We start from the raw sequence: 21,786 nt of genomic DNA, 5'->3' as shown, positions 1-21,786 counted from the left end.
CGCCTGACTTACCCTCTTGCCTTGTGAAGAAGCGCGCTCTCCCCAAGGGAGGGCGAGGTGGTCGCGTGTCTGCGCGGGTGCAATCCGCCGTTGGCCGACGGGACGACCGGCGGACTCTCCGGATATGTGTTGACCGCGATTTCGACGACATCCTTTGACCGCTTTCGAAGGCGGTAGAACGTCAGCTCCTGCTCGAGCATGGGGCAGCGGAAGTGGACGACGGCCGTATCCGGCAGGCGGCAAAGTTCGTCGATGAGCTCGCCTACGGTAATGATCGGGGGATGGTCGATTGCCTTGTGATGAGCCTTACTCATGGCGATTTACTCCTCCACTCCACTATTAACCGGGGCTGGATGGCCTCCGTTCCATCCCGCTCGGCAGATTCACAAGCGCCACCTCGCTCGAGGAATCCGGCAGCCCCGCTGCTAGATCCTGGTCAGCCCGCACGTCGCGGCGAGCCGCACCAGCTGCGCATCCGTGCGCGCGCCGGTCTTGGTCTTGATCAGATAGTGATAGTTCTGGACCGTCTTCACACTGAGATTGAGATGTGTCGCGATCTCTTCGGTGGTAGCTCCGCCGGCGAACTGGCGCAGGATCTCGATCTCGCGCTCGCCCAGCTGGTCCAGCACCGAGCCGGTCGGCGACAGGCTGTCCTCGGCGAGGATATGCGCGATGTCATCGCTCATGGCGCGCTCGCCGCGAGCGACGCTGCGGATTGCATTCACGACGGCGGACGGCTCGCTGCTCTTGGTGACGAAGCCGGAGGCGCCGGCGCTGAAGGCTGCTTTCACCAGCACGGCCTCGTTGTGCATGGTGAAGACGAGGATCCGGGCCCGCGGGCTGCGGGCGCGGATGTTGCGGATGGCCTCCAGCCCGCTCGCGCCGGGCATCGAGATATCAAGCACGACGACGTCGGGATCGTGCGCCTTGAAGGCGCCGTAGGCATCCGCGGCGTTGTCGGCCTCCGCCACGACGTGCAGATCGCCCTGGCTCTCCAGCACACGCCGGTAGCCTTGCCGGACGATCGGATGGTCGTCGACCAGCAGAACGGAGATACCTGTTGCCGCGACATCGTTCACGTCGGCCTCACGCGGCGAGCGGGATGGTGGCGGCGACGCTGAGGCCGCGGGATGCAGGCAGGATCGACAGCGATCCGCCGGCCGCCGCGACGCGCTCGCGAATGCCGGTGAGGCCGAAGCCGGCCGACTGCGCGACCCGCTCCGCATCGCCGCCGCCGTCGTCCTCGACACGGATCACGAGCGCATCGTCCTCGCCCGCGCGCCGCTCGACCCGCAACGAGATCTCGCGCGCCGCGCCGTGACGCAGCGCGTTGGTCAGGCATTCCTGCGCGACACGGTAGGCGGTGGTGGCGGCCGGGCCGCTGATGTCGGTGAGGTCGCCCCTGAGGTCGAGCTGGATCGTCGGCCGTGCCGTACTGTGCGAGCGCCAGCTGTCGACCAGATTGACGAGGCTTGCCTCGAGCCCGAGCTCCTCGGGCAGCGGATTGCGCAGCCGCTTCAGCGCATCGCGCAGCGAGGCCATCAGATGATGCGTGGCCTGCGAGATCATGCGCGCGTCCTGCGCGATCCCATTGTCCTTGTTCTGCTTCGCGCTCGCCGTCTCGATGGTGTTGGCAAAGGCGAGGATGGCGGAAAGGTTCTGCCCGAACTCATCGTGCAGCTCGCGGGCGAGGGCGCGGCGTTCGTCGTCGCGGATCTCGATCAACCGCCGCGTCAGCGCCGCGCGCTGTTCGGTCGCTTCCTCCAGCCGGCCGCCAAGCTCGCCGACGGCGCCCCCGATCATCGCCAGCTCCATCGAGCGGAAGCGCGGCAGTTTGGTGCGATACTGTCCGCGCGCCATGCGCTGGAGCGCGGTGACGATCGCGCGCGCCGGCGCCAGCGCGTGGGCGATGGCGAGCGAGGCGAGCAGGGCGATCGCCGCCGCCATCAGCAGCGCGACGTCGATCACGTTGAGGATGTATTCCCAGGCGAGCGAGATCGCGGCGGCCGCATCGGGCGTCGCAACCACCGTGCCGGCGGCAGCGGCGCGCGGGCTGACGGGCCGCACCACCTCGGCATGGCTGCCGAGGAAGGTCGGCACGATCGCGGCGAACCAGCGCGGCGGGGTCTTGCCCAGCCCCTCGCTCTGGCCGCAGAGCGGCTTCTCGAATGCGGTCGCCGGCTGGAACTCGACGCAGACGCCGGGCGAGATCAGCTTCATCGTCTCCAGCGTGCGCCATTCCGGAACCGGCAGCAGGTGCTCGCGCGCTCTGCTGCTGCGCAACAACAGCTCGTGCCAGTACAGCGCCTGAAGCGCCTGCGCGACCCGCTGCGCCGAGGCCGCGGTCGCCCGGTCAATGCTGCGATAGGCGTCGAAAGTGGCCCATACGGCCGCGGCTCCGAGGCAGAGCGCCACGATGAGGAGCAGGCGGGCAACAAGCTGAAGCACGAGGCGCATGCGATCACCCCCGACGTTTGGTAGGATCAGCCTAACAACGCCGCCGCGCCTTGCCAATTGCGGGGTGTGGCAGGATTGCAGCTCGGGCAAATTTCCCAAGCCGGATTGGGCATGGGTCTTTGGACCAAGCGCGGCGACTTTGATCTAATCGGGCAGGAATCTTTCCAGACCAATCGTTGCGAGCGAGGAGCGGTGCAGCATGAGTTCGATGACGATTGGACCGATCGCCGGGTCTGCTGCGGATCCATCCGAGCGCAGCGCGCTGCTGTTCTGGATGATCTTCACCGGGCTGTCGATCTTCGCCGTCGTGCTGCTCTGGCGCTTCGGCCTGATCCATCTGATGCTGACCTCGGACCGCACCTACATTTCCAGCATCATCGCGGTGCTCTACATCCTGACCTGCGGCCATTGTTTCCTGCGCACGCGGGCGATCGCGCGGGAAGGGGCGGCGGCGCGGCGTTGCCGGGCGGCGCTCGCGGCGCCTGACGGCGGCAGGGTGCTCGATGCCCGTGCGACGGCGCTGCCGCGCGGGCTGGTGCGCGATCACATCGAGAGCCTGGTGACGAAGGCCGCGGCGCAGGATTACCGCCCCGTGGACCAGACGCTGCTGCTGCGGACGCTGGCTGACCGGCTGCGCGGCTCCAACGGGTTCGGCGCCTTCGTCTCGGACACGCTGATGAAGCTCGGCCTGCTCGGCACCATCATCGGCTTCATCATCATGCTGGCGCCGATCGCGGGGCTGGATGCCGCCGACAAGGTCGCGATGCGCTCCTCGATGGGGCTGATGAGCGACGGCATGGCGGTCGCGATGTACACGACGCTGGCCGGCCTCGTCGGCTCGATCCTGGTCCGCATCCAATACTACATGCTGGATGCCGCGACCCAGCGGGTGTTCTCCGATGCGGTGGTGCTGACCGAGACCTATGTGACGCCGGTGCTGGAGCGCAAAGGCGCTGGAATCAAAGGCGCCGGAACGCCGTCATGATGGATGATTTCGGCCTCTATCCACGCGAGGAGCCGTTCGATCCGCTCGGCGTGATGCTCTTCAAGGCGCTCCAGGTGATCGCCTTCCTGTTCTTCCTCGCGCTGCTCGCGGTGTCCCCGGACGCCAAGGACGGCAAGATCGACTCCAAGGCGGAGTTCATGATCACGCTGGACTGGCCGGACAACCACCCCGACGATCTCGACCTGTTCGTGCAGGATCCTGCCGGCAATATCGCCTGGTATCGCCACCGCGAGGCCGGCTTCCTCACGCTCGACCGCGACGACCGCGGCGGCGCCAACGACTTCATCATGGTCGCCGGCAAGAAGATCGCTTCGCCCATCCGCGAGGAGATCGTCACGATACGCGGCATCCTTGCCGGCGAATACACGGTGAATGTCTCCCATTTCGTCGCCACGACCGGCGAGCCGGTGACGGCAAATGTGAAGGTGCAGAAGCTCAATCCAACCGCGCAGGTGGTCTTCGACAACAAGTTCACGCTCGACCACACCGGCGACGAGAAGACCGCGGTCCGATTCCGCATCGATGCGGAAGGCAAGGTCGTCAATGTCGATCAGCGGCCGAAATCGCTGCTGGAGACGTTCCGCAGCAGCTGGCGCAACGGCGCCGATCTCGATCCGCGGACCGGTGTCAGCAGGAACACTGCGAGGGTACGTCGTGACTAGCCTGCAGACGGTCATCCTCACGCTGTCGGTCGCCTACGCCGTCATCGGCGCGCTGCTGCTGGTGGTGCTGGTCTACGCGCGGCTGCACTGGTCGTTGAAGGCGGTCGCGGTGGTCGTGACCAGCGCCTTCTATGTCGTCAGCTTCACCGAGATGCGCGGCCTGCTCGGCTGGGCCAGCACGGACCGGCTGCCGGCTACCTTCAAGCTGCTGAAGGCCCGCATCGTCGAGCCGCATTCGCTGGAGGGCGATTCCGGCTCGATCTATCTCTGGGTCGAGGCGCTGGACGAGGACAATCGTCCGAGCGGCATCCCGCGCGCCTTTCGCGTGCCCTACAATGACCGGCTCGCCGACAAGACCCATGCCGCGGAGAACGAGATCGCGCTCGGACATCCGCAAGGCGGCCGCGCGGCGGATTTCGGCGGTGGCGACGGCAGCCTGATCGACATGGTCCGGGAGTATGTGACGCCGAAGACCATTCTGGAGACCAGCGGCGGCGATTCCTCCACCGGCGAGTTCAATGCCCCGCCCGCTGGTGCCCAGGGCGCGGTGTTCACCCCGATTCCGCCGCCCCGGATGCCGCCGAAGGACGAGCAATAGGCCTTTCACCATCGCTGCAGGACTGCGCTGGTAAACGGCGCAGCGCTGACGCATCTTGTTGACCTCCCTCAATTTGGCCTTATCGGCCTCCAATAAGAATTTGAGGGTGGAGGGTGCGTGCTTCTCGCTGTCTTCTCGGATATCCATGGCAACAGGCAGGCGTTCGAGGCCTGCCTGAAGGTTGCCCGCGCCAAGGGGGCGGAGCGGTTCATCCTGCTCGGCGACTTCGTCGGCTATGGCGCCGATCCGGAATGGGTGGTGGATACCGCGATGGAGCTGGTCGCGCAGGGGGCCGTCGCCGTGCGCGGCAATCACGACCAGGCAGTCAATTCCTCGGCCGAGACCATGAACGCCGAGGCGCAGATCGCAATCGAATGGACCCGCGGCCGGCTCGACGCCGCGCAGCGGCGATTCCTGGCCGAACTGCCGATGCTGGTGGAGGACGGCGATCGCCTGTTCGTGCATTCGGAAGCCTCCAGCCCGCAGCGCTGGCATTACGTCCGCTCGACGGCGGATGCCGCCAAGAGCCTGATCTCGACACCCGCCCATGTCACCTTCTGCGGCCATATCCATCGTCCGGCGCTCTATTCGATGTCGGTGACGGCGAAGATGACGAGCCTCGTGCCCAAGACCGATGTCGCGGTGCCGTTGCTGCGCGGACGGCAATGGCTCGCCGTGCTCGGCTCGGTCGGTCAGCCCCGCGACGGCGATCCGTCTGCGGCCTTCGTGCTGTTCGACACGGTGTCGTGCCAGATCACCTATTGCCGCGCGCCCTATGACATCGAGACGGCCGCGAGCCGGATCCGCGAGAACGGCCTGCCGCACTGGCTCGCCGACCGCCTGTCGCAGGGACGCTAGAAGCCGATGCCGAAACCCCTGGTCAAGTCAGGCGCGGTGATCGACGGCTACACCATCGGCGAATGCGTCCATGCCGGCGGCATGGCGACGCTGTGGACCGTCACCCATCCCGGCATCGACGTGCCGTTGCTGATGAAGATCCCGCGGGTGTCGGAGGGCGAGGACCCCGCCGCGATCGTCTCCTTCGAGATGGAGATGATGATCCTGCCGCGGCTTGCGGGGCCGCACGTGCCCACCTGTTTCGGCACCGGCGATTTCGCGCACCAGGCCTATGTCGTGATCGAGCGCATCCCCGGGACCACGCTCTACAAGCGGTTGCCTGATCTGCCGCTGCCGTATGACGAGGCACGGCAGCTCGTCGCCAAGGTCGCGACCGCGCTGGCCGACCTGCACCGGCAGAACGTGATCCATCACGACATCAAGCCGAGCAGCATCATGTTCCGCGAGAGCGGCGAGGCGGTGCTGATCGACTATGGCCTGTCGCACCATGACCATCTGCCCGATCTCCTGCAGGAGGAGTTCCGCCTGCCTTACGGCACCGCGCCCTACATGGCGCCGGAGCGGCTCTCGGGCGTGCGCGACGATCCGCGCAGCGACCTGTTTTCGCTCGGCGTGCTGCTCTATTTCTTCACCACCGGCGAGCGGCCGTTCGGCGAGGGCGAGACGCTGCGCGCGATGCGGCGCCGGCTGTGGCGCGATCCGCGCCCGCCGCGTTCGCTTCGCGCCGACTATCCGCCCTGGCTCCAGGAGGTGGTGCTGCGGTGTCTGGAGATCGAGCCGGTGTGGCGCTATCCGACCGCATCCCAGCTCGCCTTCGATCTCGCTTATCCCGACCAGGTCAGGCTCACCGCGCGTTCGGAGCGGCTGAAGCGCGATCCGCTCAGCGTCGCCTGGCGGCGGCGCTTCAACCAGGGCGTCATGGCCCCGCGCGCGAAATCGGATGTCGCAGCTCAGATCGCATCGAGCCCGATCCTCGCCGTCGCACTCGACACGGCGGAAGGTGCGCCGGAGCTGAACGAAGCGCTGCGCGTCACCACCGAGCGCATTCTCGCCACGCTGCCCTCGGCGCGGCTTGCCTGCGTCAACGTGCTCAAGCTGAACCGCATCGCGATCGACCGGACGCTGGATGAGCAAGGCTCGAACAAGCATATCGACCGCCTGGTCGCGCTCCGGCATTGGGCGACGCCGCTGAAGCTCGACGAAAGCCGGCTGTCGGTTCACGTGCTGGAGGCCGTCGATCCCGCGGCGGCGCTCTTGGAATTCGCCGAGGTCAACCAAGTCGACCACGTCATCATCGGCGCGCGGCAGAGCTCGTTCCGCCGCACGCTGCTCGGCAGCGTCTCGGCCAAGGTGGCCGCGGAGGCGGCCTGTACCGTCACCGTGGTGCGGCCGCCGCGGATGGCTGCGGATGAAGAGGAGATTGGCTAGAGCATGATCCGGAAAAGTGTGCAGCGGTTTTCCGGAAAGATCATGCTCAAACAATAACCTAAAGCGCGATGGCGATTCATCCTGATCACATCGCGCTTTAGACGAAATCAGGCCGCGTGAGCGGTGTGGGCGCCGCGCTTGCGGCGGATGGGCCAGGAGAATTGCGGCCCCGGCTCGCCGTGGTCCGCGCTGCCGCCAAAATACTGGATGATCTCGCGGCAGGGCTCGCAATTGAACAGGTTACGCGAGGCGGATGCCTTGGTCATTTCCTTCAGGCAGTTCGGGCAATGCGGTTTCATCGGGTCGTTCCGAAAAAGGAGATCGTCAGTGGTGGCGCTGAGACGGAGGTCCAGGTCCGAATTGTCGAGCCTGTTATCGTCGACCGGCGCGCCGTCAGTGCGTTCGAGCCGACCGAAGAAATAGTCGAGGCTCGGATGCGGGCGCCCCGGAATCCGGCACCTGCGTTTCGGCTGGCGCTTCACGAGGGCGATCTGCATGGGCGTCAGGCCCGATAGCGGTCGCGACGGATGCTGCGGGCCGAACGTGCCGGGGCCTCGACCGGTCCGGCCGACGGGCCGAACACGACAAATGCACTGAAACCAATCCACAACGCCACGCCAGTCCAGACCAGGGTCGTCGTCATGATGTGCTCCCGTCAAAAGCAGGCGGGAATCACTTGCAGTGATTTGCGCGAATCAGTGAAGCCCGGATGAGTACGGGTCGCGGTTGTAATTTTAGGCAGTTCGCTCCGCAGCGCCCGTAAGAACCGCAGCTTTTTCCTGGGGCGGCCGCCGTGACTTGCCTGCGCGCGCAGCTTCGAGGATGTCACGCAGGCGCGGAGCGTCGCGAACACAGCGGAAGCCATAGCGGCCGGTGTAGTCGGTATCGGGCGAACGGGGCGATCGCCTTGATGCGAAGTTGAGGTGGCCGGCGCCGGCGCCGATGTCGAGGATTTCGAAGACGGCGTCCATGGCCTCGAACGGCGTCTGGCTGACCGTCCGTCGGCCCCAGGCCGTTCGCAGGATCAGCGCGCGGCGATCGGTGATCAGATAGAGCGTCTGCAGATCTTGCAGCAGCATCACCAGCGGGGCCGCAACCATCGCAACCCCAAGCATTGCGAGAGGATGGGCCGCCTGGTCGATCCAATCGGCTCTGACGGCGGCGACGGTCAGCAGCAGCCAGGGACATCCGATCCACCAAAGAAATCGCCACATCATCATGCGGGCGACGCCGTCGGGCTGGCCCTGCCAGATCACCTTTTCGCCGTCCTGCAGGGCCTCGGCGCGCAGGCGCTGCAGGCCTGCGGAAAACGGAGTGGCGCGGATGTCGTCCATCCCTGTTGGTCGCGGCGGCCGCAAGGCCGGTTCGGACCGCGAATAGCCATCAGATGGCCTCGCCGCGTGCCCCGAGCGCCGCGTTGCGGATCGCGGCAATATTGGTCTTGTAGGAGTCCTGCGTGCCGCCCCTGAACACGGAGGTGCCGGCGACGAAGGCGTTGGCGCCGGCAGCTGCCAGCGGGCCTGCGACGTCGGGGCCGACGCCGCCGTCGACCTCGATGTCGATCGGACGGCCCGCGACCATCGCCCGGATGTCGCGGATCTTGTTGATCGCGGAGGGAATGAAGGCCTGGCCGCCGAAGCCCGGATTGACCGACATCACCAGCACGAGGTCGACGAGGTCAATGACGTATTCGAGCGCGCTGATGGGCGTGCCCGGGTTGAGCGAGACGCCGGCCTTCTTGCCGAGCGCGCGGATGGCCTGGAGCGAGCGGTGCAAATGGGGACCGGCTTCCGCATGCACCGTGATGTGGTCGCAGCCGGCCTTCGCGAAGGCTTCAAGATAGGGATCGCAGGGCGAGATCATCAGATGCGCGTCGAAGATCTTCTTGGTGTGCGGGCGCATCGCCTTGATGACGTCGGGGCCGTAGGAGATGTTGGGAACGAAGTGCCCGTCCATCACGTCGAGATGGATCCAGTCGGCGCCGGCGGCGTCCACCGCGCGCACCTCCTCGCCGAGCCTGGAGAAATCCGAGGCCAGGATCGAGGGCGCGATGGCCAGGGGGCGGGGGGTAAAGGCTTGGGTCATGGCGCTGTTTCCCGTGGCGGCCGGACGACGATGGGCCTCGCCTAACATGGGCTTCCGTGGCGGGCAATGCAGCAGCGGCGCGCTTCCTGTGGGCGGAAATTTCTGCCGCGACCGGCATGAATTGCCGGTGTTCCCGCGACCTGCACAGCGTGACGGACGCGGATTTCATTGAACTTTTCGCGCTGGCACGACGCTTGCTGACTTCAGCTGCAGAACATTGGCTGCGGCATGCCGCATCGGTTGGAGTTGTGCAATGTTGTTCGCTCTTGGTGCCGTCTCGAGTGCGCTCGACGCGATCCAGTCGCTGACGAACTCGAAATCGTCGTCGTCGACGCAGAAGACGGGAGCCTCGCAGAGCGCGCCGACCAATCCGTTCGCGATCGACAGCGGCAGCAGCACGACCAGTGGGACGACCTCGTCGGTCAATGCAGGCAAATATCCGCAGATCTCGCCGGAGACGATGAACGCGTTGTTCGCTGCGCAAAGCCAGTCCTCGGCCGGCACCGGCGGCGCGACCACCTCGACCTCGTCCAGCTCGACGTCCTCGACCTCGTCGGGCCGCGATGCCGCGCTGAAGCACCTGTTCTCGCAGATCGATGCCGACGGCGACGGCAACATCACCAAGTCGGAATTCGAGGGCGCGCTCGGTGCCGGCGGCACCAACCTGGCGCAGGCCGACGACGTGTTCTCGAAGCTGGATTCGAATGCGGACGGCAGCGTCAGCCTGGATGAGATGTCGAAGGCGCTGAAGAGCGGTCACCGCCATGCCCATGGCGCGAACGGCGCGGAAGATGCGTCCGGCAGCGGCTCGGATTCCTCGTCGTCATCGAGCGGCGGATCGACCTCGACCACGACGACCAACGCCGACGGCTCGACCACCACCACCGTCACCTATGCCGACGGCTTCAAGATGTCGACCACGGTGCCGGGCGCCTCCAGCAGCTCGAAGGCGAACGGCGGCGGCAATTCGCCTTATGACTGGTTCGGGCAGATGATGCAGCGCCAGTCGCAGGCTGCCTCCGCGACCGCGTCCTCTTCGATGTCGATGAGCGTGTGATCAGGATCCGGCCTGGCCGGAGTATTCACGCGTGATCTCGTGACAGGCATAGCGGTCACGGATGTGCTGGTTGAAGAACGTTCCCTTCGCGCGCGCGTCCTTGAAGGCGGCGGCGAGCTCGGCCGGAACGTCCTCATAGACATAGACGCGACCGCTGACGAACGTCACCTTCAGCTCACGACGATCGGGCGCATAGCGAAAGAAGCGGATCACGGAAGACGGCATGACGGTGCACCTTGGCCCTCAAGGTAACGCCGGACCCGCCGCTTCGTTTCTAGCCGAACCGATCCTTCCACGCCGGCTGCGCGCCGGGGAACGGCAACGCCGTCGCGCTGTAGACGCCGCGGGCGATCGCGCGCGCGACCACATTGGCTGCGACCGTGCCGAGCTCGGTGAGGCCGGCCAGCGGTTCGATCGGCTTCTCGCCGGTCGCCGCCGCAAACAGCACGTCGCCGTCGGTCGGTGCATGAACCGGATAGATCGCGCGGGCAAAGCCGGTGTGCGCGATCATCGCCAGCCGCTTGGCCTGGGGTTTGGTCAGCACCGCGTCGGTGACGACGGCGCCGATGGTGGTGTTTTCGCGCGCGGTCGCCGCGGGACCGCCCTTGATGCGCATGCGCAGCATGTCTTCGGTGAACTTCTCGGGCAGGCCGCGTCCGCCGAACTCGCCGCCCACCTCGAACGGCGCCGCCCAGAACCATGGCCCGTCGCCGACGGTGACAGTGCCGACCGCGTTGACGGCGACGATCGCCGCGACCTTCACGCCGTCAGGCGTGATCGCCGAGGCCGAGCCGAGCCCGCCCTTGAACGTCGCCGTGGTGGCACCGAAGCCCGCGCCGACGCTGCCGAGCGCGAAGTCCGCGCCGGCCGCGGCCGCCGCGGCGTAGCCGAGGTCGCGATAGGGCGAGAAGCGTCCCCAGGCCTTGTCGCCGCCATTGAGGAGGTCGAACAGGATCGCGCCCGGCACGATCGGGATCAGCGCTTCGCGGACTCGGTGGCCGCGCCCCTGCTCGGCGAGCCAGGCCTGCACGCCGCCGCCGGTATCGAGGCCGAAGGCGGAACCGCCCGACAGCGCGATCGCGTCGACGCGCTCGACCGTGTTGGCGAGATCGAGCAGTGCGTCCTCGCGCGTGCCGGGGCCGCCGCCGCGGACGTCGATCGCCGCGACCGCGGGCTGGTCGAAAATGATCGCGGTCGTGCCGGAGGCGACTTTGGCGTCCTCGGCATGGCCGACGCGGACGCCGGCGATGTCGGTGAGCAGATTCTTCAAGACAGGCCTCGTGCGCTGAAGGAGTTCGTCTTTGCGATAGCGCAGGGATGCCGCCGGCTCAACTGGCGAGCGCGGTCCTCAGCATCTTGGCGAGCTCGGACTTGCGGTAGGGCTTTGCCAGCAGCAGCACGCCGGAATCGAGCCTGCCGTGATGGACGATGGCGTTCTCGGTGTAGCCCGAGGTGAACAGCGTCTTCAGGTCGGGGCGGCGACGGGCCGCCTCGTCGGCGAGCTGGCGGCCGTTCATGGCGCCCGGCATGATGATGTCGGTGAAGAGCAGGTCGATCTCCTTGTCGGCATCGATGATGATCAGGGCTTCGGCCGCGTTGGCGGCCTCCAGCGCGGCATAGCCGAGGCTCTTGACCTGGGTCACCACATATTGCCGCACCAAGGCGTCGTCCTCGACGATCAGGATCTTCTCGTCGCCGCCGGTGATGGGGACGTTCTGGAGCACCTCGAATTCGGTCTCCTGCACGCCGGTCGAGCGCGGCAGGTAGATCTTCACGCTCGTGCCGTGGCCTTCCTCGCTGTAGATCTTGATGTGTCCGCCGGTCTGCTTGACGAAGCCGAACACCATGCTGAGCCCGAGGCCGGTGCCCTTGCCGACTTCCTTCGTCGTGAAGAACGGGTCGAACACCCGATCGATCAGATCGGCCGGGATGCCGCTGCCGGTGTCGCTGACCGCGATCATCACGTAATTGCCGGCGGTGACGTCGGGGTTCATGCTGGCATAGCCGTCGTCGAGGAAGACGTTGCGGGTCTCCAGCACCAGGGTGCCGCCGTCGGGCATGGCATCGCGCGCGTTCAGCGCCAGATTGAGGATCGCGGTGGAGAGCTGGCCCGGATCGACCAGGGTCGGCCAGGCATCCTCGGTGAGCTGCGGCATGATGGTGATCTGCTCGCCCAGCGTCGGATGCAGCAGCTTGGCGGCCTCGAGCGCCAGCGCATTGACGTCGATCTCGCGGGGCTGGAGCGGCTGCTTGCGGGCGAAGGCGAGCAGATGCTTGGTCAGTTGCGCGCCACGCTCGGCGGCATCGTCGATCAGCTTGGTGATGGCGGCAAGCTCCGGCCGGTCGGCCACGGCATCCGCCAGGATGCCGATCGTGCCGGTGATGACGGTCAGCACATTGTTGAAGTCGTGGGCGACGCCGCCGGTGAGCTGGCCGATGGAGTCCATCTTCTGGACCTGCCTGAGCTGGGCCTCTGCCGCCTGCTTCTCGGTGAGGTCGCGGCCGATGAAGAAATGGCGTTTCACGGGCTCGGACCAGGTGCCCATCCAGTTCAGCGTGACCTCGTGACCGTCGCGGTGGTAGTAGCGCGCCTCGAAGCTGCGCTTGACCGCCCCGCGCCGCGCCGCGCGCATCTCGCCCCGGGTCTTCTCGAGGTCGTCGGGGTGGATGAACTCGATCGCGCTATGCCCGACCATGTCCTCCGGGCTGAAGCCGAGAATGGTCTTCACGCTGGGGCTGACCTGGATGAAATTGCCAAAGCCGTCGGTGACCAGGATCAGGTCCTGCGAGGTCTCGAAGATGCGCTGGCGCTCCTCGATCTCGCGATTGAGAGCCATCTCGGCCCGCCTCCGCTCCGTCACGTCGCGCGCCACCTTGGACGCGCCGATGATCTTGCCGTCGGTCGAGCGCAGCGGGACCTGGCTCAGCACCACGTCGATCGGTTGACCGTTCTTGTGCAGCCGCACCGCCTCCTGCTGGTCGATGACCTCGCCATTGCGGGTGCGCGCCAGGTTCTCGGCGATGTCTTCAAGCTGGTCGTCCGGCATGATGATGTCGATGGAGCGGCCGACCGCCTCGCCCGCGGAGTAGCCGAAGACGCGTTCGGCCGCGTTGTTCCAGGTCGTGATCGTGCCGTCGAGCGACTTGGTGATGATGGCGTCGTTGGAAGATTCGACGACGGCGGTGAACAGCCGCTCGCGCTCGGCGTGATAGTCGCGTTCGGCGTCCGACCTTCGTTTCAATGCGCCGACCATGCCCGCGGTCTGGGCCTGGAGGCGGACGTTCTCGACCAGGAGCACCGCGAGCACGAAGGTCGCCGAGCAGAGGCCATAGAGGCGGCCGGCATAGAAGCCGAGATCGAAGCGCGCGACGTTGACGATCGCCGAGAGCGCGATGTCGAACAGCCAGGCGCACATCACGACCATGAGCCAGATGTCGATCACCGTATGCGGCTTGCGGAACCAGAGCGAGACGAGCGCGGCAAAGCTCAGCGACCACACGAAGGAGACGACGCCGATCATGGTCGGCGTGTAGCGGCCGTCGCGCAGCAGGACCGGGAGCAGGTCGTGCTGGGCGGTGACGATCCAGGCGAAGAAGGCCATGGCGGCGATGACGCCGAACACGACGGTGCAGATCGCGCTGACCGTCGTGCCGCGAATCCTGGCGCCGCCATCGGCCTCCTTCAACCAGGCATAGCCCAGCACGCAGAGCGGAAAGCCGGCGTGCCAGATCATGTAGAGCCAGACCGTGGTCTGCCGGCCCGCGCCGAGAAGTCCAGTCGGCGTGAACAGGCCGGGGAAGGTGAGGGCATGGACCAGCGCGGCGGCGGCGGTGAACAGATAGCCGGTCGCGAGCCACAGCAGCGCGCGGGTCCGCAAGACCGAAAACTGCGACAGCAGCAGCACCGCGGTGACGGTGTCGCTGACGGCGAGGGCGGACTGATAACTCGCGACAAAGGCGGGAACGGGCAGGAGCGGGATACCTGCGAACGGGACGGCCAGCGCGAACAGGATTGCGGACACGCCGACGATCGCCAATGCGGCGGTGCGGTCGGTCGGGGTGGCCGGCAGGGTCGAAAGGAATGTGCTTCGGTCGATCGTTGCGGGCACGTCCATCTCTCGCAGACCGGTCTTCGCCATCGTCATCGACGTCATTCGGATTGCCGTGGGCCAGCTCTATGGTAGCGGGTTATAGGCTCGCATCGTGTACCGTTACGGCCGCGACTCAACCGAAGGTTACAGCTTACTTAATTTTGGTGGGGACGCGGAATAGGGTCGGGTAAGATGCGCTTTACTGAACGGTGCCATAATGCCCTTCCGCCGTGGTGGGTTCCAGGTTTGAATCATTCGATTTGATCTCAATATCCGGGAGTTGTTCCCTATGCCCCGCGTTCTCATCATCGACGACCAGAAGGACGTCCGCGCGATGGTCGCGATCGTGCTCCGGGTCAATCGTTTCGAGGTCGTGGAGGCCGAAAGCGGCGCGGCCGGGCTGAAAGCTTTCGCGGAAAGCCCGTGTGACGCGGCAATCGTCGATATCTTCCTTGGCGACACCAGCGGCGTCGACGTCATCGCGAGCCTGCGCGAGCGTGCGCCGGGACTTCCCATCATTGCGGTGTCCGGAATGACGACGCTCGATTTCCTGGACCAAGCGCCTCACCTCGCCAACGTGGTTTGCCTGCAAAAGCCGTTTCGGCCGAACGATCTCCTGCAAGCACTGCGGAAGGCCCAGACGGCTGCGGGCGGCGAGCTGCCCGCAGCCGTCTGACCTTGGCGCAAGAAGAAACGCCCCGGCGCAAGCCGGGGCGTTGTGAGGGTTGGATGGCAGCCTTGAGGCCCGGCAAGCGCGTTAGGTGCCGTTGCCCTTGATCTCGGAGTAGCCGCCCTTGGCGTCCCACTTGTAGACGACGTAGTCGATCTGCTTGATGTCGCCCTTGGCGTCATACTCGATCGGGCCGATCACGGTGTCCCACTTGCCGGCCTTCATCGCCTCCATGACCTTCTTGGCGTCGGTGGTGCCGGCCTTCTTGGCCGCCTGCGACCACACCTGCATCGCGGCGTAGGTGTAGAGCGTGTAGCCTTCGGGGTCGATGTTCTTGGCCTTGAAGGCATCGACGATCTTCTTGGCGGTCGGCTTGTTGCGCGGATCGGGGCCGAAGGTGAACAGGGTGCCTTCGCCGGCGGGGCCGGTGATGGAGGCGTACTCCTTGTCGGCGAGCGCGTCGCCGGCCATCAGCACCGTCTTGAGGCCCTGGTCGCGCATCTGGCGCAGGATCAGGCCGCTCTCCTGATGGTAGCCGCCGACATAGACGAGGTCGATGTTGTCGCGCTTCAGGCGCGAGACGATCGCGTTGAAGTCCTTGTCGCCCTTGTTATAGGACTCGTACATCTTCTCGGTGATGCCGGCCTTGTTGAGCGCCTTCTTGGTCTCGTCCGCAAGACCCTTGCCGTAGGTGGTCTTGTCGTTGAGGATCGCGATGTTCTTGCCCTTGAAGTTCTTGGCGATGTACTGCGCCGCGATCAGGCCCTGCTGATCGTCACGGCCGCAGACGCGCGCCACGTTCCAGAGCTTGCGCTCGGTGAAGAGCGGGTTGGTCGAGGCCGGGGTGATCTGAAGCACGTTGCCGTCCGCATAGGCCTCCGAGGCGGGGATCGACGACGACGAGCAATAGTGCCCGGCGACGAAGGGGATCTTGGCGCCGGCGATCTTCTCGGCGATCGAGCGTGCCTGTTTCGGATCGCAGGCATCGTCCTCGACGGAGAGCGCAAGCTTCTTGCCGTTGACGCCGCCGGCGGCGTTGATATCGGCCACCGCCATCTCGGCGCCGTTCTTCATCTGGCGGCCGAAGGCGGACTCGCCGCCGGTCATCGGGCCTGCGACTGCGATGGTGACATCCTGCGCGAATGCCGCGCTCGACAGCGCGATCGACGCGCCAAATGCCAGACCGATGAGCTTCAGTGATTTCATGAGATACCTCGCGGGTGGTCGCCTGTGGAAGTCGCCGGGCATGCCCGGTCCAAACCGGCGCCATTCTTGAATGAATTCGAGGAGAAGTCACCGGCAAAATACGGGCATTGGTCGAGATATCTAGCCCCATTGCGCTGCATATGGCCGCGCTCAGCCGTGCCGGCCGCCTTCCAGATAGGCGGCGCGAATCTCGGGGCGCTGCAGCAACTCGGCGCCGGTCCCGGCCAGCGTGATCAGGCCATTGACCATGACGTAGCCCCGGTGGGCGAGCTTGAGCGCATGGTTGGCGTTCTGCTCGACGATCAGGACGGTCAGGCCGTCCTGCCGGTTCAGGGTGCGGATCGCGTCGAAAATCTGGCGGGCGATCAGCGGCGCGAGCCCGAGCGAGGGCTCGTCGAGCAGGAGCAGGCGGGGGCGGCTCATCAAGGCACGGCCGATCGCCAGCATCTGCTGCTCGCCGCCGGACAGGGTTCCGCCGCGCTGGGCGTAGCGTTCCTTCAGCCGCGGAAACAGCGTGAAGACGCGCTGGAGCGTCGCCTCGCGCTCCGCATCGGTGCACTCGGTGGCATCGGCCCCCATCTGGAGGTTTTCCGCCACGCTCATGCGCGGGAAGATGCGGCGGCCCTCCGGCGATTGCGCGATGCGCAAATGCGCGATCTCATGGGTCGGCACGTCGGTGATATCGCGGCCTTCGTACAGGATCTGGCCGGCGCGGGCCCGCGGCTTGCCGAAGATCGTCATCATCAGCGTCGACTTGCCGGCTCCGTTGGCGCCGATCAGGGCCACGATCTCGCCGGCATTGATCTCGACGTCGACGCCCTTCAGCGCCTCGATCTTGCCGTAGGCGGCGCGCAAGGACCGGATCGCGAGCAGGGGAGTGGGTGCCGCCGTCACGTCCCGCCCTCCATCACGGCCGCCGCCTCTTCCTCGTCTGTGCCGAGATAGGCGGCGATCACCTTGGGATCGTCGCGGACCTCGCGCGGTGTGCCTTGGGCGATCTTCACCCCGTGGTCCATCACCACGATGTGGTCGGAGATCTCCATCACCACCGACATGTCGTGCTCGATCAGCAGGATCGAGGTGCCATCGTTGCGGATCGAGAGCAACAGCTCGCTCAGAGCGGCGCTCTCGCGCGCGTTGAGGCCGGCGGCGGGCTCGTCCAGGCACAGCAGGGCGGGCTCGGTGCACATCGCACGCGCGATCTCGAGCCGGCGCTGGTCGCCATAGGCGAGGTTGCCGGCGGCGTCGTCGGCGCGGTCGAGCAGGTTGACGCGCCTCAGCCAGTCGGTGGCGAGATCGATCGCGTGCTTCTCGGCGTCCCGGTACACGGGGGCGCCGACGAGGCCGAGCAGGGTGAAGCCGGAGGCGCGCATCAAGGCGTTATGCTGCGCCACCATCAGGTTTTCCAGCGCGGTCATGCCGGGAAACAGGCGGATGTTCTGGAAGGTGCGCGCGACCTTGGCCTGCTTGGCGATGCGGAAATCGTTCAGCCGCTCCAGGGCGATGACCCGGCCGTCGTCATGGGTGAGGCGGATGGTGCCGCCGGTCGGCTTGTAGAAGCCGGTGATGCAGTTGAAGACGGTGGTCTTGCCGGCGCCGTTCGGCCCGATCAGCGCGGTGATCTTGGTCCGCTCGGCGGCGAAGGAGAGGTCCTGCACGGCGACGATGCCGCCGAAGCGCATGGTCAGCCGGTCGACGCCAAGAATCTTATCGCCAGTCTTGTCGCCGCTCATCCGTGCCCTTCCTTGACGAGGTCGGAGGAGATCGCCTGCGCCTTGGTCAGATACACGGTCGGGGCACGATGGCCGATCAGGCCGCGCGGCCGCCAGATCATGATCAGGACCATCGCCATGCCGAACACCAGCATGCGGTAGCCCTCCAGGCCCCGGAACAGTTCGAAGCCGCCGATCATGGCGAGCGCGGCGAGCGCGACGCCGAGCTGCGAACCCATGCCGCCGAGCACGACGATGGCGAGCACCAGCGCCGATTCCTGGAAAGTGAAGGATTCCGGGCTGATGAAGCCCTGGCGGGTGGCGAAGAACGCGCCCGCGAAGCCGCCGAACATGGCGCCGGTCGCAAACGCCGTGAGCTTCGTCGTCGTGGTGTTGATGCCGAGCGCGCGGCAGGCGACCTCGTCCTCGCGCAGCGCCTCCCAGGCGCGGCCGATCGGCAGGCGGCGCAGGCGGATCGTCACCCAGTTGGTGAGCAGCGCCAGCGCCAGGATGAGATAGAACAGGAAGATGATGCGGTGGGTCGAGGAGTACTCGATGCCGAGTTTTGCCGCTAACCCGTCATCGCTGTTGTCGAGCGGGATGCCGAAGAAGGTGGGACGCGGAATGCCGGAGACGCCGTTCGGGCCTCCGGTCAGGCTCTGCCAGTTGATGATGACGAGGCGGATGATCTCGCCGAAGGCCAGCGTCACGATGGCGAGATAGTCGCCGCGCAGCCGCAGCACGGGAAAGCCGAGCAGCACGCCCCAGAACGCGGCGAGGATGCCGGCGAGCGGCAGGCAGACCCAGAACGACCAGCCGAAATTGGTGGCGAGCAGCGCGTAGGAATAGGCGCCCACCGCGTAGAACGCGACATAGCCGAGATCGAGAAGGCCGGCGAGGCCAACCACGACGTTCAATCCCCAGCCCAGCATCACATAGGTGAGCACCAGGATCGCGAGATCGAGGATGTAGCGCTGGTTATAGAAAATGACGGGTACCAGCAGCGTGAAGATCAGAAGCGCCGGCGCGAGGTAGCGGCCGACGAACGACATTCCGCTTCGTATCGCCGGCGGCACCAGCTTCTCGGTGCCGGTCGGACCGATCCATTGCCGCAATAGCTCCATCACGATCGAGCCGCCGAACACGATGCCGACGAGGGAGGCGAGCTCGCCGAAGCGCGTCCAATAGGTGAGCTGGCCGTCGGAGCCCGCCTCGGTACGGATGCCGACCATCAGAGAGAACAGCACCAGCGCGACGAGGGCGTTGATGAAGGCGGTCTTGAAGAGGGCTGGGATGCCCGTTGCAGGTTTGGCCGTGTTGGTCGAGGGAGCTGTCACGCGCGACCGTCAGACTTTTTCGACTTCGGGACGGCCGAGCAGGCCGGTCGGCATGAAGATCAGCACGACGATCAGGATCGAGAACGCCGCGACGTCCTTGTATTCGACCGAGAAATAGGCCGACCAGAACGTCTCGATCAGGCCGATCGCAAGACCCCCGAGCATGGCCCCCGGCAGCGAGCCGATGCCGCCGAGCACAGCGGCGGTGAACGCCTTGATGCCGGCGACGAAGCCCATGAAGAAGTCGACCAGGCCGTAATAGAGCAGGTACATCAGGCCGGCGACCGCGGCGAGCGCCGCGCCGATCACGAACGTCATGGAGATGGTGCGGTCGACGTTGACGCCGAGCAGCGCCGCCATGGTCTGGTCCTGCTCGCAGGCGCGCATGTCGCGCCCGAGCCGCGTGCGCGACACCAGCCAGGTGAAGATCGCCAACAGCACGATGGTGGTGAGGACCACCATGATCTGGATGTTGGAGAGCTGGATGACGAAGCCGTCCGTGCTCTCATGCAAGGTGTAGCCCCCGGTGATGAAGGGCGGGATCGGCTTGACCCGGGCGCCCTGCGCCACCTGCGAGTAGTTGGTCAGCACGAAGGACATGCCGATCGCCGACAGCATCGGGGCGAGGCGGAAGGAATGGCGCAGCGGCCGGTAGGCGATGCGCTCGATGGTCCAGCCGTAGAGCGCGGTGATCGCCATCGACACCAGTAGCACGACCAGCAGGATCACGGGGATCGCGGTGAGACCGAGCGAAACCAGGATCAGGAAGGTGATCAGGGCGATGAAGCCGCCGATCATGAAGACGTCGCCGTGGGCGAAATTGATCATGCCGACGATGCCGTAGACCATCGTGTAGCCGATCGCGATCAGGCCGTAGATGGAGCCGAGCACGAGGCCGTTGATGAGCTGCTGGGCGAAATAATCCATAGGCTGCCGTTACCAAACCTGACGCGGCTCAAAGGGAGCTCTTCGAGAGAGAGTGATTGAGTTTCTTCTCGGGCCCCGGCAGCCCTTGAGCGTTCTGCTGGTTTTGTAACAGGAGGGAACTGGCCGCCGCAACAGCTCACGCCTCGGCAGAAGGTCTTGTACAGAGGTCATTTTTCGTTTCCGGGTTCCGCACCTGCGAGGAACCGGGTTCCCAGGGCAACCAAAGTCGGGATCGGCCGTTATCACCGTTCTCTGACGTCCAACAAGGGAGTTTCCCCCGATGACGAAGCAGCAGAACCAGAATCCGGGTCAGCAAAATCAGAATCCCGGCCAGAAACCAGGGCAGCAACAGGGCGGCGGCCAGAAACCCGGACAGCAGCAGCAGGACCCGATGCGCCAGGGCGATCGTCCCGGCCAGCAGCAGGGTGGCCAGCGCAGCCAGGACGAGTAGGGAGCCCGGGAGTGGGAGGGCCTCGCCGAAAGGCGGGGCCTTTTTTCTTTGGCGTCTTGCTCCGTCATTCCGGGATGGTCCGAAGGACCAGACCCGGAATCTCGAGATTCTCAGGTGCGTAATTGCGCACCATAGTTCGGCTCTGCGAGCCGCCGCGGAATGACGGCGTGGGTCAGCCGGTTAAGGTAAACAAAGGGTTTAAATTGCCGCCACAGTCTCATGCGAGTTAGCTCCCCGCAAAGCCTTCCCCCCGAAGGCGGATGGCAGGCGAAGCGGGTAGCGGCATGTTCAGGAATTGGCGGATCGGCTCGGTGAATGGCGCGCTGCTGGCGGCCTATTTCATCCCGGCCTGGGCCTTGGTCGCCTTCAACATCTTTGTTGCACCGGTGCACGGCCTCTACGAGCGTCCGAGCGTCGCGGTGGCGCTGTTCCTCAGCGATCATCTCCAGATGGCGGGGATGGACACGGTGCGTGCCGCCTGGCTGCTGGCGCTGGGACGGCTGACCGTCGTGGTGTTCTTTGCGATTTACCTCGCGCTGCTATGCATTCCCCGGACCCGCAAGAGCGGCGGCAGTGACGAGGCGCTCGCCATTGCGCTGGCGATCGGCAGCCTGATCTCGTTTGCCAGCATGGTCATGGCCTCGAAGGTCGGCGAGATGGCCGCCCTCCGTCTGCACGCCACCGAGCTTCTGCTGCTGCTGGGGGCCGCGATCGTGCTGGTGATCGAGCGGCCGGAGGCGGCGCCCAAGGCCGTCGCGGCCGCCGCGCCGCTAGCTCTTGAGCAGGCCGAGCTCCTGCACAATCGCTGAGGCTTCCTTGACGGCGTGGTTCGCCGCCGGAACGCCGCAATAGATCGCCTGCTGGAGCAGGATTTCCTTGATGTCATCGGGCGTGAAGCCGCCCTCTGCGAGCGCCGCGCGCACGTGCAGGCGGAATTCGTCCCATTGCCCGAGTGCGACCATGGTGCCGATGACGAGCACCCGCCGCGTGCGCTCGTCGAAATGCGGCCGCGTCCAGATCTCGCCCCAGGCGTAGCGCGTGATCAGGTCCTGGAAGTCGGTGTTGAAGGCATTGCGGTTGGCGATCGACTTGTCGACCCAGGCATTGCCCAGCACCTTTCGGCGCACATTCATGCCGGCATCGCGGCGCTTCTGGTCGTCCATGATGTCCTCCTTCGTCATTGTGAGCGCAGCGAAGCAATCCAGGATATTTCCGCGGAGGCAGTCTGGATTGCTTCGCTG

General features: G+C 65.9%; 25 protein-coding genes. 9 read left to right on the top strand and 16 right to left on the bottom strand.

Translation table 11 applies throughout. The annotated features are described in order from the left end of the window. Window positions 1-8: 8 nt before the first annotated feature. From IQ16_RS10405 to IQ16_RS10395, 3 genes are all read right to left on the bottom strand, one after another. Window positions 9-314, bottom strand: a complete 306-nt coding sequence (locus tag IQ16_RS10405) for a hypothetical protein (RefSeq protein ID WP_018645873.1) — start codon at window positions 312-314, stop codon at window positions 9-11. Window positions 315-425: 111 nt separating this feature from the next. Further along, window positions 426-1,079, bottom strand: a complete 654-nt coding sequence (locus IQ16_RS10400; RefSeq protein ID WP_018645872.1) for a response regulator — start codon at window positions 1,077-1,079, stop codon at window positions 426-428. A gap of 7 nt (window positions 1,080-1,086) precedes the next feature. Continuing rightward, a complete protein-coding gene (locus IQ16_RS10395; protein WP_018645871.1) occupies window positions 1,087-2,457 on the bottom strand; it encodes a sensor histidine kinase in 1,371 nt (456 codons plus the stop codon). A 199-nt stretch (window positions 2,458-2,656) separates the two neighbouring features. Between IQ16_RS10395 and IQ16_RS10390 the strand changes: the two genes are divergently transcribed. The 5 genes from IQ16_RS10390 to IQ16_RS10370 all read left to right on the top strand — a co-directional run bounded on the left by IQ16_RS10390 (window position 2,657) and on the right by IQ16_RS10370 (window position 7,009). Next, window positions 2,657-3,442 (top strand): MotA/TolQ/ExbB proton channel family protein, encoded by a 786-nt coding sequence (locus IQ16_RS10390; protein ID WP_026312443.1) that lies wholly within the window; start codon window positions 2,657-2,659, stop codon window positions 3,440-3,442. Beyond that, a complete protein-coding gene (locus tag IQ16_RS10385) occupies window positions 3,439-4,125 on the top strand; it encodes a DUF2135 domain-containing protein (protein WP_018645869.1) in 687 nt (228 codons plus the stop codon). The genes IQ16_RS10390 and IQ16_RS10385 overlap by 4 nt, the downstream gene beginning before the upstream one ends. Continuing rightward, the gene (locus tag IQ16_RS10380; protein ID WP_018645868.1) at window positions 4,118-4,723 is read left to right on the top strand and encodes a hypothetical protein; all 606 of its coding nucleotides are present in this window, start codon (window positions 4,118-4,120) and stop codon (window positions 4,721-4,723) included. The genes IQ16_RS10385 and IQ16_RS10380 overlap by 8 nt, the downstream gene beginning before the upstream one ends. Before the next feature lie 117 nt (window positions 4,724-4,840). After that, the gene (locus IQ16_RS10375) at window positions 4,841-5,581 is read left to right on the top strand and encodes a metallophosphoesterase family protein (protein ID WP_018645867.1); all 741 of its coding nucleotides are present in this window, start codon (window positions 4,841-4,843) and stop codon (window positions 5,579-5,581) included. 6 nt (window positions 5,582-5,587) lie between these two features. Then, window positions 5,588-7,009, top strand: coding sequence for a serine/threonine protein kinase (locus tag IQ16_RS10370; protein ID WP_018645866.1), 1,422 nt, complete (start codon window positions 5,588-5,590; stop codon window positions 7,007-7,009). Between the two features lie 107 nt (window positions 7,010-7,116). On the opposite strand, the gene IQ16_RS46490 is transcribed toward IQ16_RS10370, so the two are convergent. From IQ16_RS46490 to rpe, 4 genes are all read right to left on the bottom strand, one after another. After that, a complete protein-coding gene (locus tag IQ16_RS46490; RefSeq protein ID WP_018645865.1) occupies window positions 7,117-7,506 on the bottom strand; it encodes a hypothetical protein in 390 nt (129 codons plus the stop codon). Window positions 7,507-7,511: 5 nt separating this feature from the next. Next, window positions 7,512-7,652 (bottom strand): hypothetical protein, encoded by a 141-nt coding sequence (locus IQ16_RS45555; RefSeq protein WP_167526316.1) that lies wholly within the window; start codon window positions 7,650-7,652, stop codon window positions 7,512-7,514. Window positions 7,653-7,743: 91 nt separating this feature from the next. Beyond that, on the bottom strand, window positions 7,744-8,343 hold the full coding sequence (locus tag IQ16_RS10360; protein ID WP_018645864.1) for a hypothetical protein: 600 nt from the start codon (window positions 8,341-8,343) through the stop codon (window positions 7,744-7,746). Window positions 8,344-8,392: 49 nt separating this feature from the next. Continuing rightward, complete coding sequence (gene rpe, locus IQ16_RS10355) at window positions 8,393-9,094, bottom strand: ribulose-phosphate 3-epimerase (RefSeq protein ID WP_018645863.1); 702 nt, start codon at window positions 9,092-9,094, stop codon at window positions 8,393-8,395. A 253-nt stretch (window positions 9,095-9,347) separates the two neighbouring features. On the opposite strand from rpe, the gene IQ16_RS10350 reads away from it, so the two are divergent. Further along, entirely contained in the window at window positions 9,348-10,151 is an 804-nt protein-coding gene (locus IQ16_RS10350) for an EF-hand domain-containing protein (protein ID WP_018645862.1), read from the top strand. Here the strand turns inward: IQ16_RS10350 and IQ16_RS10345 are convergent, their stop codons facing one another. Genes IQ16_RS10345 through IQ16_RS10335 form a run of 3 tightly spaced genes read right to left on the bottom strand, consistent with a single transcriptional unit; the run spans window position 10,152 to window position 14,305 of the window. Then, the gene (locus IQ16_RS10345; protein ID WP_018645861.1) at window positions 10,152-10,376 is read right to left on the bottom strand and encodes a KTSC domain-containing protein; all 225 of its coding nucleotides are present in this window, start codon (window positions 10,374-10,376) and stop codon (window positions 10,152-10,154) included. Between the two features lie 49 nt (window positions 10,377-10,425). After that, the gene (locus IQ16_RS10340; RefSeq protein WP_018645860.1) at window positions 10,426-11,421 is read right to left on the bottom strand and encodes a P1 family peptidase; all 996 of its coding nucleotides are present in this window, start codon (window positions 11,419-11,421) and stop codon (window positions 10,426-10,428) included. Window positions 11,422-11,479: 58 nt separating this feature from the next. Continuing rightward, window positions 11,480-14,305: a PAS domain S-box protein gene (locus tag IQ16_RS10335; protein WP_018645859.1), complete on the bottom strand. Its 2,826-nt coding sequence runs from the start codon at window positions 14,303-14,305 to the stop codon at window positions 11,480-11,482. Between the two features lie 226 nt (window positions 14,306-14,531). Here IQ16_RS10335 and IQ16_RS10330 point away from each other — a divergent pair, with 226 nt between their 5' ends. Further along, window positions 14,532-14,918, top strand: a complete 387-nt coding sequence (locus IQ16_RS10330; RefSeq protein ID WP_018645858.1) for a response regulator — start codon at window positions 14,532-14,534, stop codon at window positions 14,916-14,918. A gap of 81 nt (window positions 14,919-14,999) precedes the next feature. On the opposite strand, the gene IQ16_RS10325 is transcribed toward IQ16_RS10330, so the two are convergent. The 5 genes from IQ16_RS10325 to IQ16_RS10305 all read right to left on the bottom strand — a co-directional run bounded on the left by IQ16_RS10325 (window position 15,000) and on the right by IQ16_RS10305 (window position 20,094). Beyond that, window positions 15,000-16,118, bottom strand: a complete 1,119-nt coding sequence (locus tag IQ16_RS10325; protein WP_018645857.1) for a branched-chain amino acid ABC transporter substrate-binding protein — start codon at window positions 16,116-16,118, stop codon at window positions 15,000-15,002. 150 nt (window positions 16,119-16,268) lie between these two features. Beyond that, window positions 16,269-17,012: an ABC transporter ATP-binding protein gene (locus IQ16_RS10320; RefSeq protein WP_018645856.1), complete on the bottom strand. Its 744-nt coding sequence runs from the start codon at window positions 17,010-17,012 to the stop codon at window positions 16,269-16,271. Beyond that, window positions 17,009-17,851 carry an ABC transporter ATP-binding protein gene (locus IQ16_RS10315; protein WP_018645855.1) on the bottom strand — a complete coding sequence of 281 codons (843 nt, stop codon included), beginning with the start codon at window positions 17,849-17,851 and terminating at the stop codon, window positions 17,009-17,011. The genes IQ16_RS10320 and IQ16_RS10315 overlap by 4 nt, the downstream gene beginning before the upstream one ends. After that, window positions 17,848-19,167 (bottom strand): high-affinity branched-chain amino acid ABC transporter permease LivM, encoded by a 1,320-nt coding sequence (gene livM / locus IQ16_RS10310; protein ID WP_018645854.1) that lies wholly within the window; start codon window positions 19,165-19,167, stop codon window positions 17,848-17,850. The genes IQ16_RS10315 and livM overlap by 4 nt, the downstream gene beginning before the upstream one ends. Before the next feature lie 9 nt (window positions 19,168-19,176). Further along, window positions 19,177-20,094, bottom strand: a complete 918-nt coding sequence (locus IQ16_RS10305; protein ID WP_018645853.1) for an ABC transporter permease subunit — start codon at window positions 20,092-20,094, stop codon at window positions 19,177-19,179. Window positions 20,095-20,374: 280 nt separating this feature from the next. On the opposite strand from IQ16_RS10305, the gene IQ16_RS45550 reads away from it, so the two are divergent. Further along, the gene (locus IQ16_RS45550) at window positions 20,375-20,545 is read left to right on the top strand and encodes a hypothetical protein (RefSeq protein ID WP_018645852.1); all 171 of its coding nucleotides are present in this window, start codon (window positions 20,375-20,377) and stop codon (window positions 20,543-20,545) included. Between the two features lie 284 nt (window positions 20,546-20,829). Further along, complete coding sequence (locus tag IQ16_RS10295; RefSeq protein ID WP_026312441.1) at window positions 20,830-21,354, top strand: hypothetical protein; 525 nt, start codon at window positions 20,830-20,832, stop codon at window positions 21,352-21,354. Here IQ16_RS10295 and IQ16_RS10290 read toward each other — a convergent pair. Beyond that, window positions 21,316-21,708, bottom strand: a complete 393-nt coding sequence (locus IQ16_RS10290) for a carboxymuconolactone decarboxylase family protein (RefSeq protein WP_026312440.1) — start codon at window positions 21,706-21,708, stop codon at window positions 21,316-21,318. The genes IQ16_RS10295 and IQ16_RS10290 overlap by 39 nt on opposite strands. Window positions 21,709-21,786: the final 78 nt, after the last annotated feature.

Source organism: Bradyrhizobium huanghuaihaiense, assembly GCF_007830635.1.
GTDB classification, from domain to species: Bacteria; Pseudomonadota; Alphaproteobacteria; order Rhizobiales; family Xanthobacteraceae; genus Bradyrhizobium; species Bradyrhizobium huanghuaihaiense.
Note: the sequence above shows the minus strand (reverse complement) of the source record. Positions and strands in the feature narration are given on the sequence as shown.

Excerpts from the sequence above, each read along its gene's own strand:
- IQ16_RS45550 (WP_018645852.1), top strand. The coding sequence starts at position 20,375 with ATGACGAAGCAGCAGAACCAGAATCCGGGTCAGCAAAATCAGAATCCC.
- rpe (WP_018645863.1), bottom strand. The coding sequence starts at position 9,094 with ATGACCCAAGCCTTTACCCCCCGCCCCCTGGCCATCGCGCCCTCGATC.
- IQ16_RS10315 (WP_018645855.1), bottom strand. The coding sequence starts at position 17,851 with ATGAGCGGCGACAAGACTGGCGATAAGATTCTTGGCGTCGACCGGCTG.
- IQ16_RS10325 (WP_018645857.1), bottom strand. The coding sequence starts at position 16,118 with ATGAAATCACTGAAGCTCATCGGTCTGGCATTTGGCGCGTCGATCGCG.
- IQ16_RS10305 (WP_018645853.1), bottom strand. The coding sequence starts at position 20,094 with ATGGATTATTTCGCCCAGCAGCTCATCAACGGCCTCGTGCTCGGCTCC.
- IQ16_RS10370 (WP_018645866.1), top strand. The coding sequence starts at position 5,588 with ATGCCGAAACCCCTGGTCAAGTCAGGCGCGGTGATCGACGGCTACACC.
- IQ16_RS10385 (WP_018645869.1), top strand. The coding sequence starts at position 3,439 with ATGATGGATGATTTCGGCCTCTATCCACGCGAGGAGCCGTTCGATCCG.
- IQ16_RS45555 (WP_167526316.1), bottom strand. The coding sequence starts at position 7,652 with ATGACGACGACCCTGGTCTGGACTGGCGTGGCGTTGTGGATTGGTTTC.
- IQ16_RS10345 (WP_018645861.1), bottom strand. The coding sequence starts at position 10,376 with ATGCCGTCTTCCGTGATCCGCTTCTTTCGCTATGCGCCCGATCGTCGT.
- IQ16_RS10395 (WP_018645871.1), bottom strand. The coding sequence starts at position 2,457 with ATGCGCCTCGTGCTTCAGCTTGTTGCCCGCCTGCTCCTCATCGTGGCG.
- IQ16_RS10390 (WP_026312443.1), top strand. The coding sequence starts at position 2,657 with ATGAGTTCGATGACGATTGGACCGATCGCCGGGTCTGCTGCGGATCCA.
- IQ16_RS10350 (WP_018645862.1), top strand. The coding sequence starts at position 9,348 with ATGTTGTTCGCTCTTGGTGCCGTCTCGAGTGCGCTCGACGCGATCCAG.
- IQ16_RS10405 (WP_018645873.1), bottom strand. The coding sequence starts at position 314 with ATGAGTAAGGCTCATCACAAGGCAATCGACCATCCCCCGATCATTACC.
- IQ16_RS10360 (WP_018645864.1), bottom strand. The coding sequence starts at position 8,343 with ATGGACGACATCCGCGCCACTCCGTTTTCCGCAGGCCTGCAGCGCCTG.
- IQ16_RS10295 (WP_026312441.1), top strand. The coding sequence starts at position 20,830 with ATGTTCAGGAATTGGCGGATCGGCTCGGTGAATGGCGCGCTGCTGGCG.
- IQ16_RS10330 (WP_018645858.1), top strand. The coding sequence starts at position 14,532 with ATGCCCCGCGTTCTCATCATCGACGACCAGAAGGACGTCCGCGCGATG.
- IQ16_RS10290 (WP_026312440.1), bottom strand. The coding sequence starts at position 21,708 with ATGGACGACCAGAAGCGCCGCGATGCCGGCATGAATGTGCGCCGAAAG.
- IQ16_RS46490 (WP_018645865.1), bottom strand. The coding sequence starts at position 7,506 with ATGCAGATCGCCCTCGTGAAGCGCCAGCCGAAACGCAGGTGCCGGATT.
- IQ16_RS10335 (WP_018645859.1), bottom strand. The coding sequence starts at position 14,305 with ATGACGTCGATGACGATGGCGAAGACCGGTCTGCGAGAGATGGACGTG.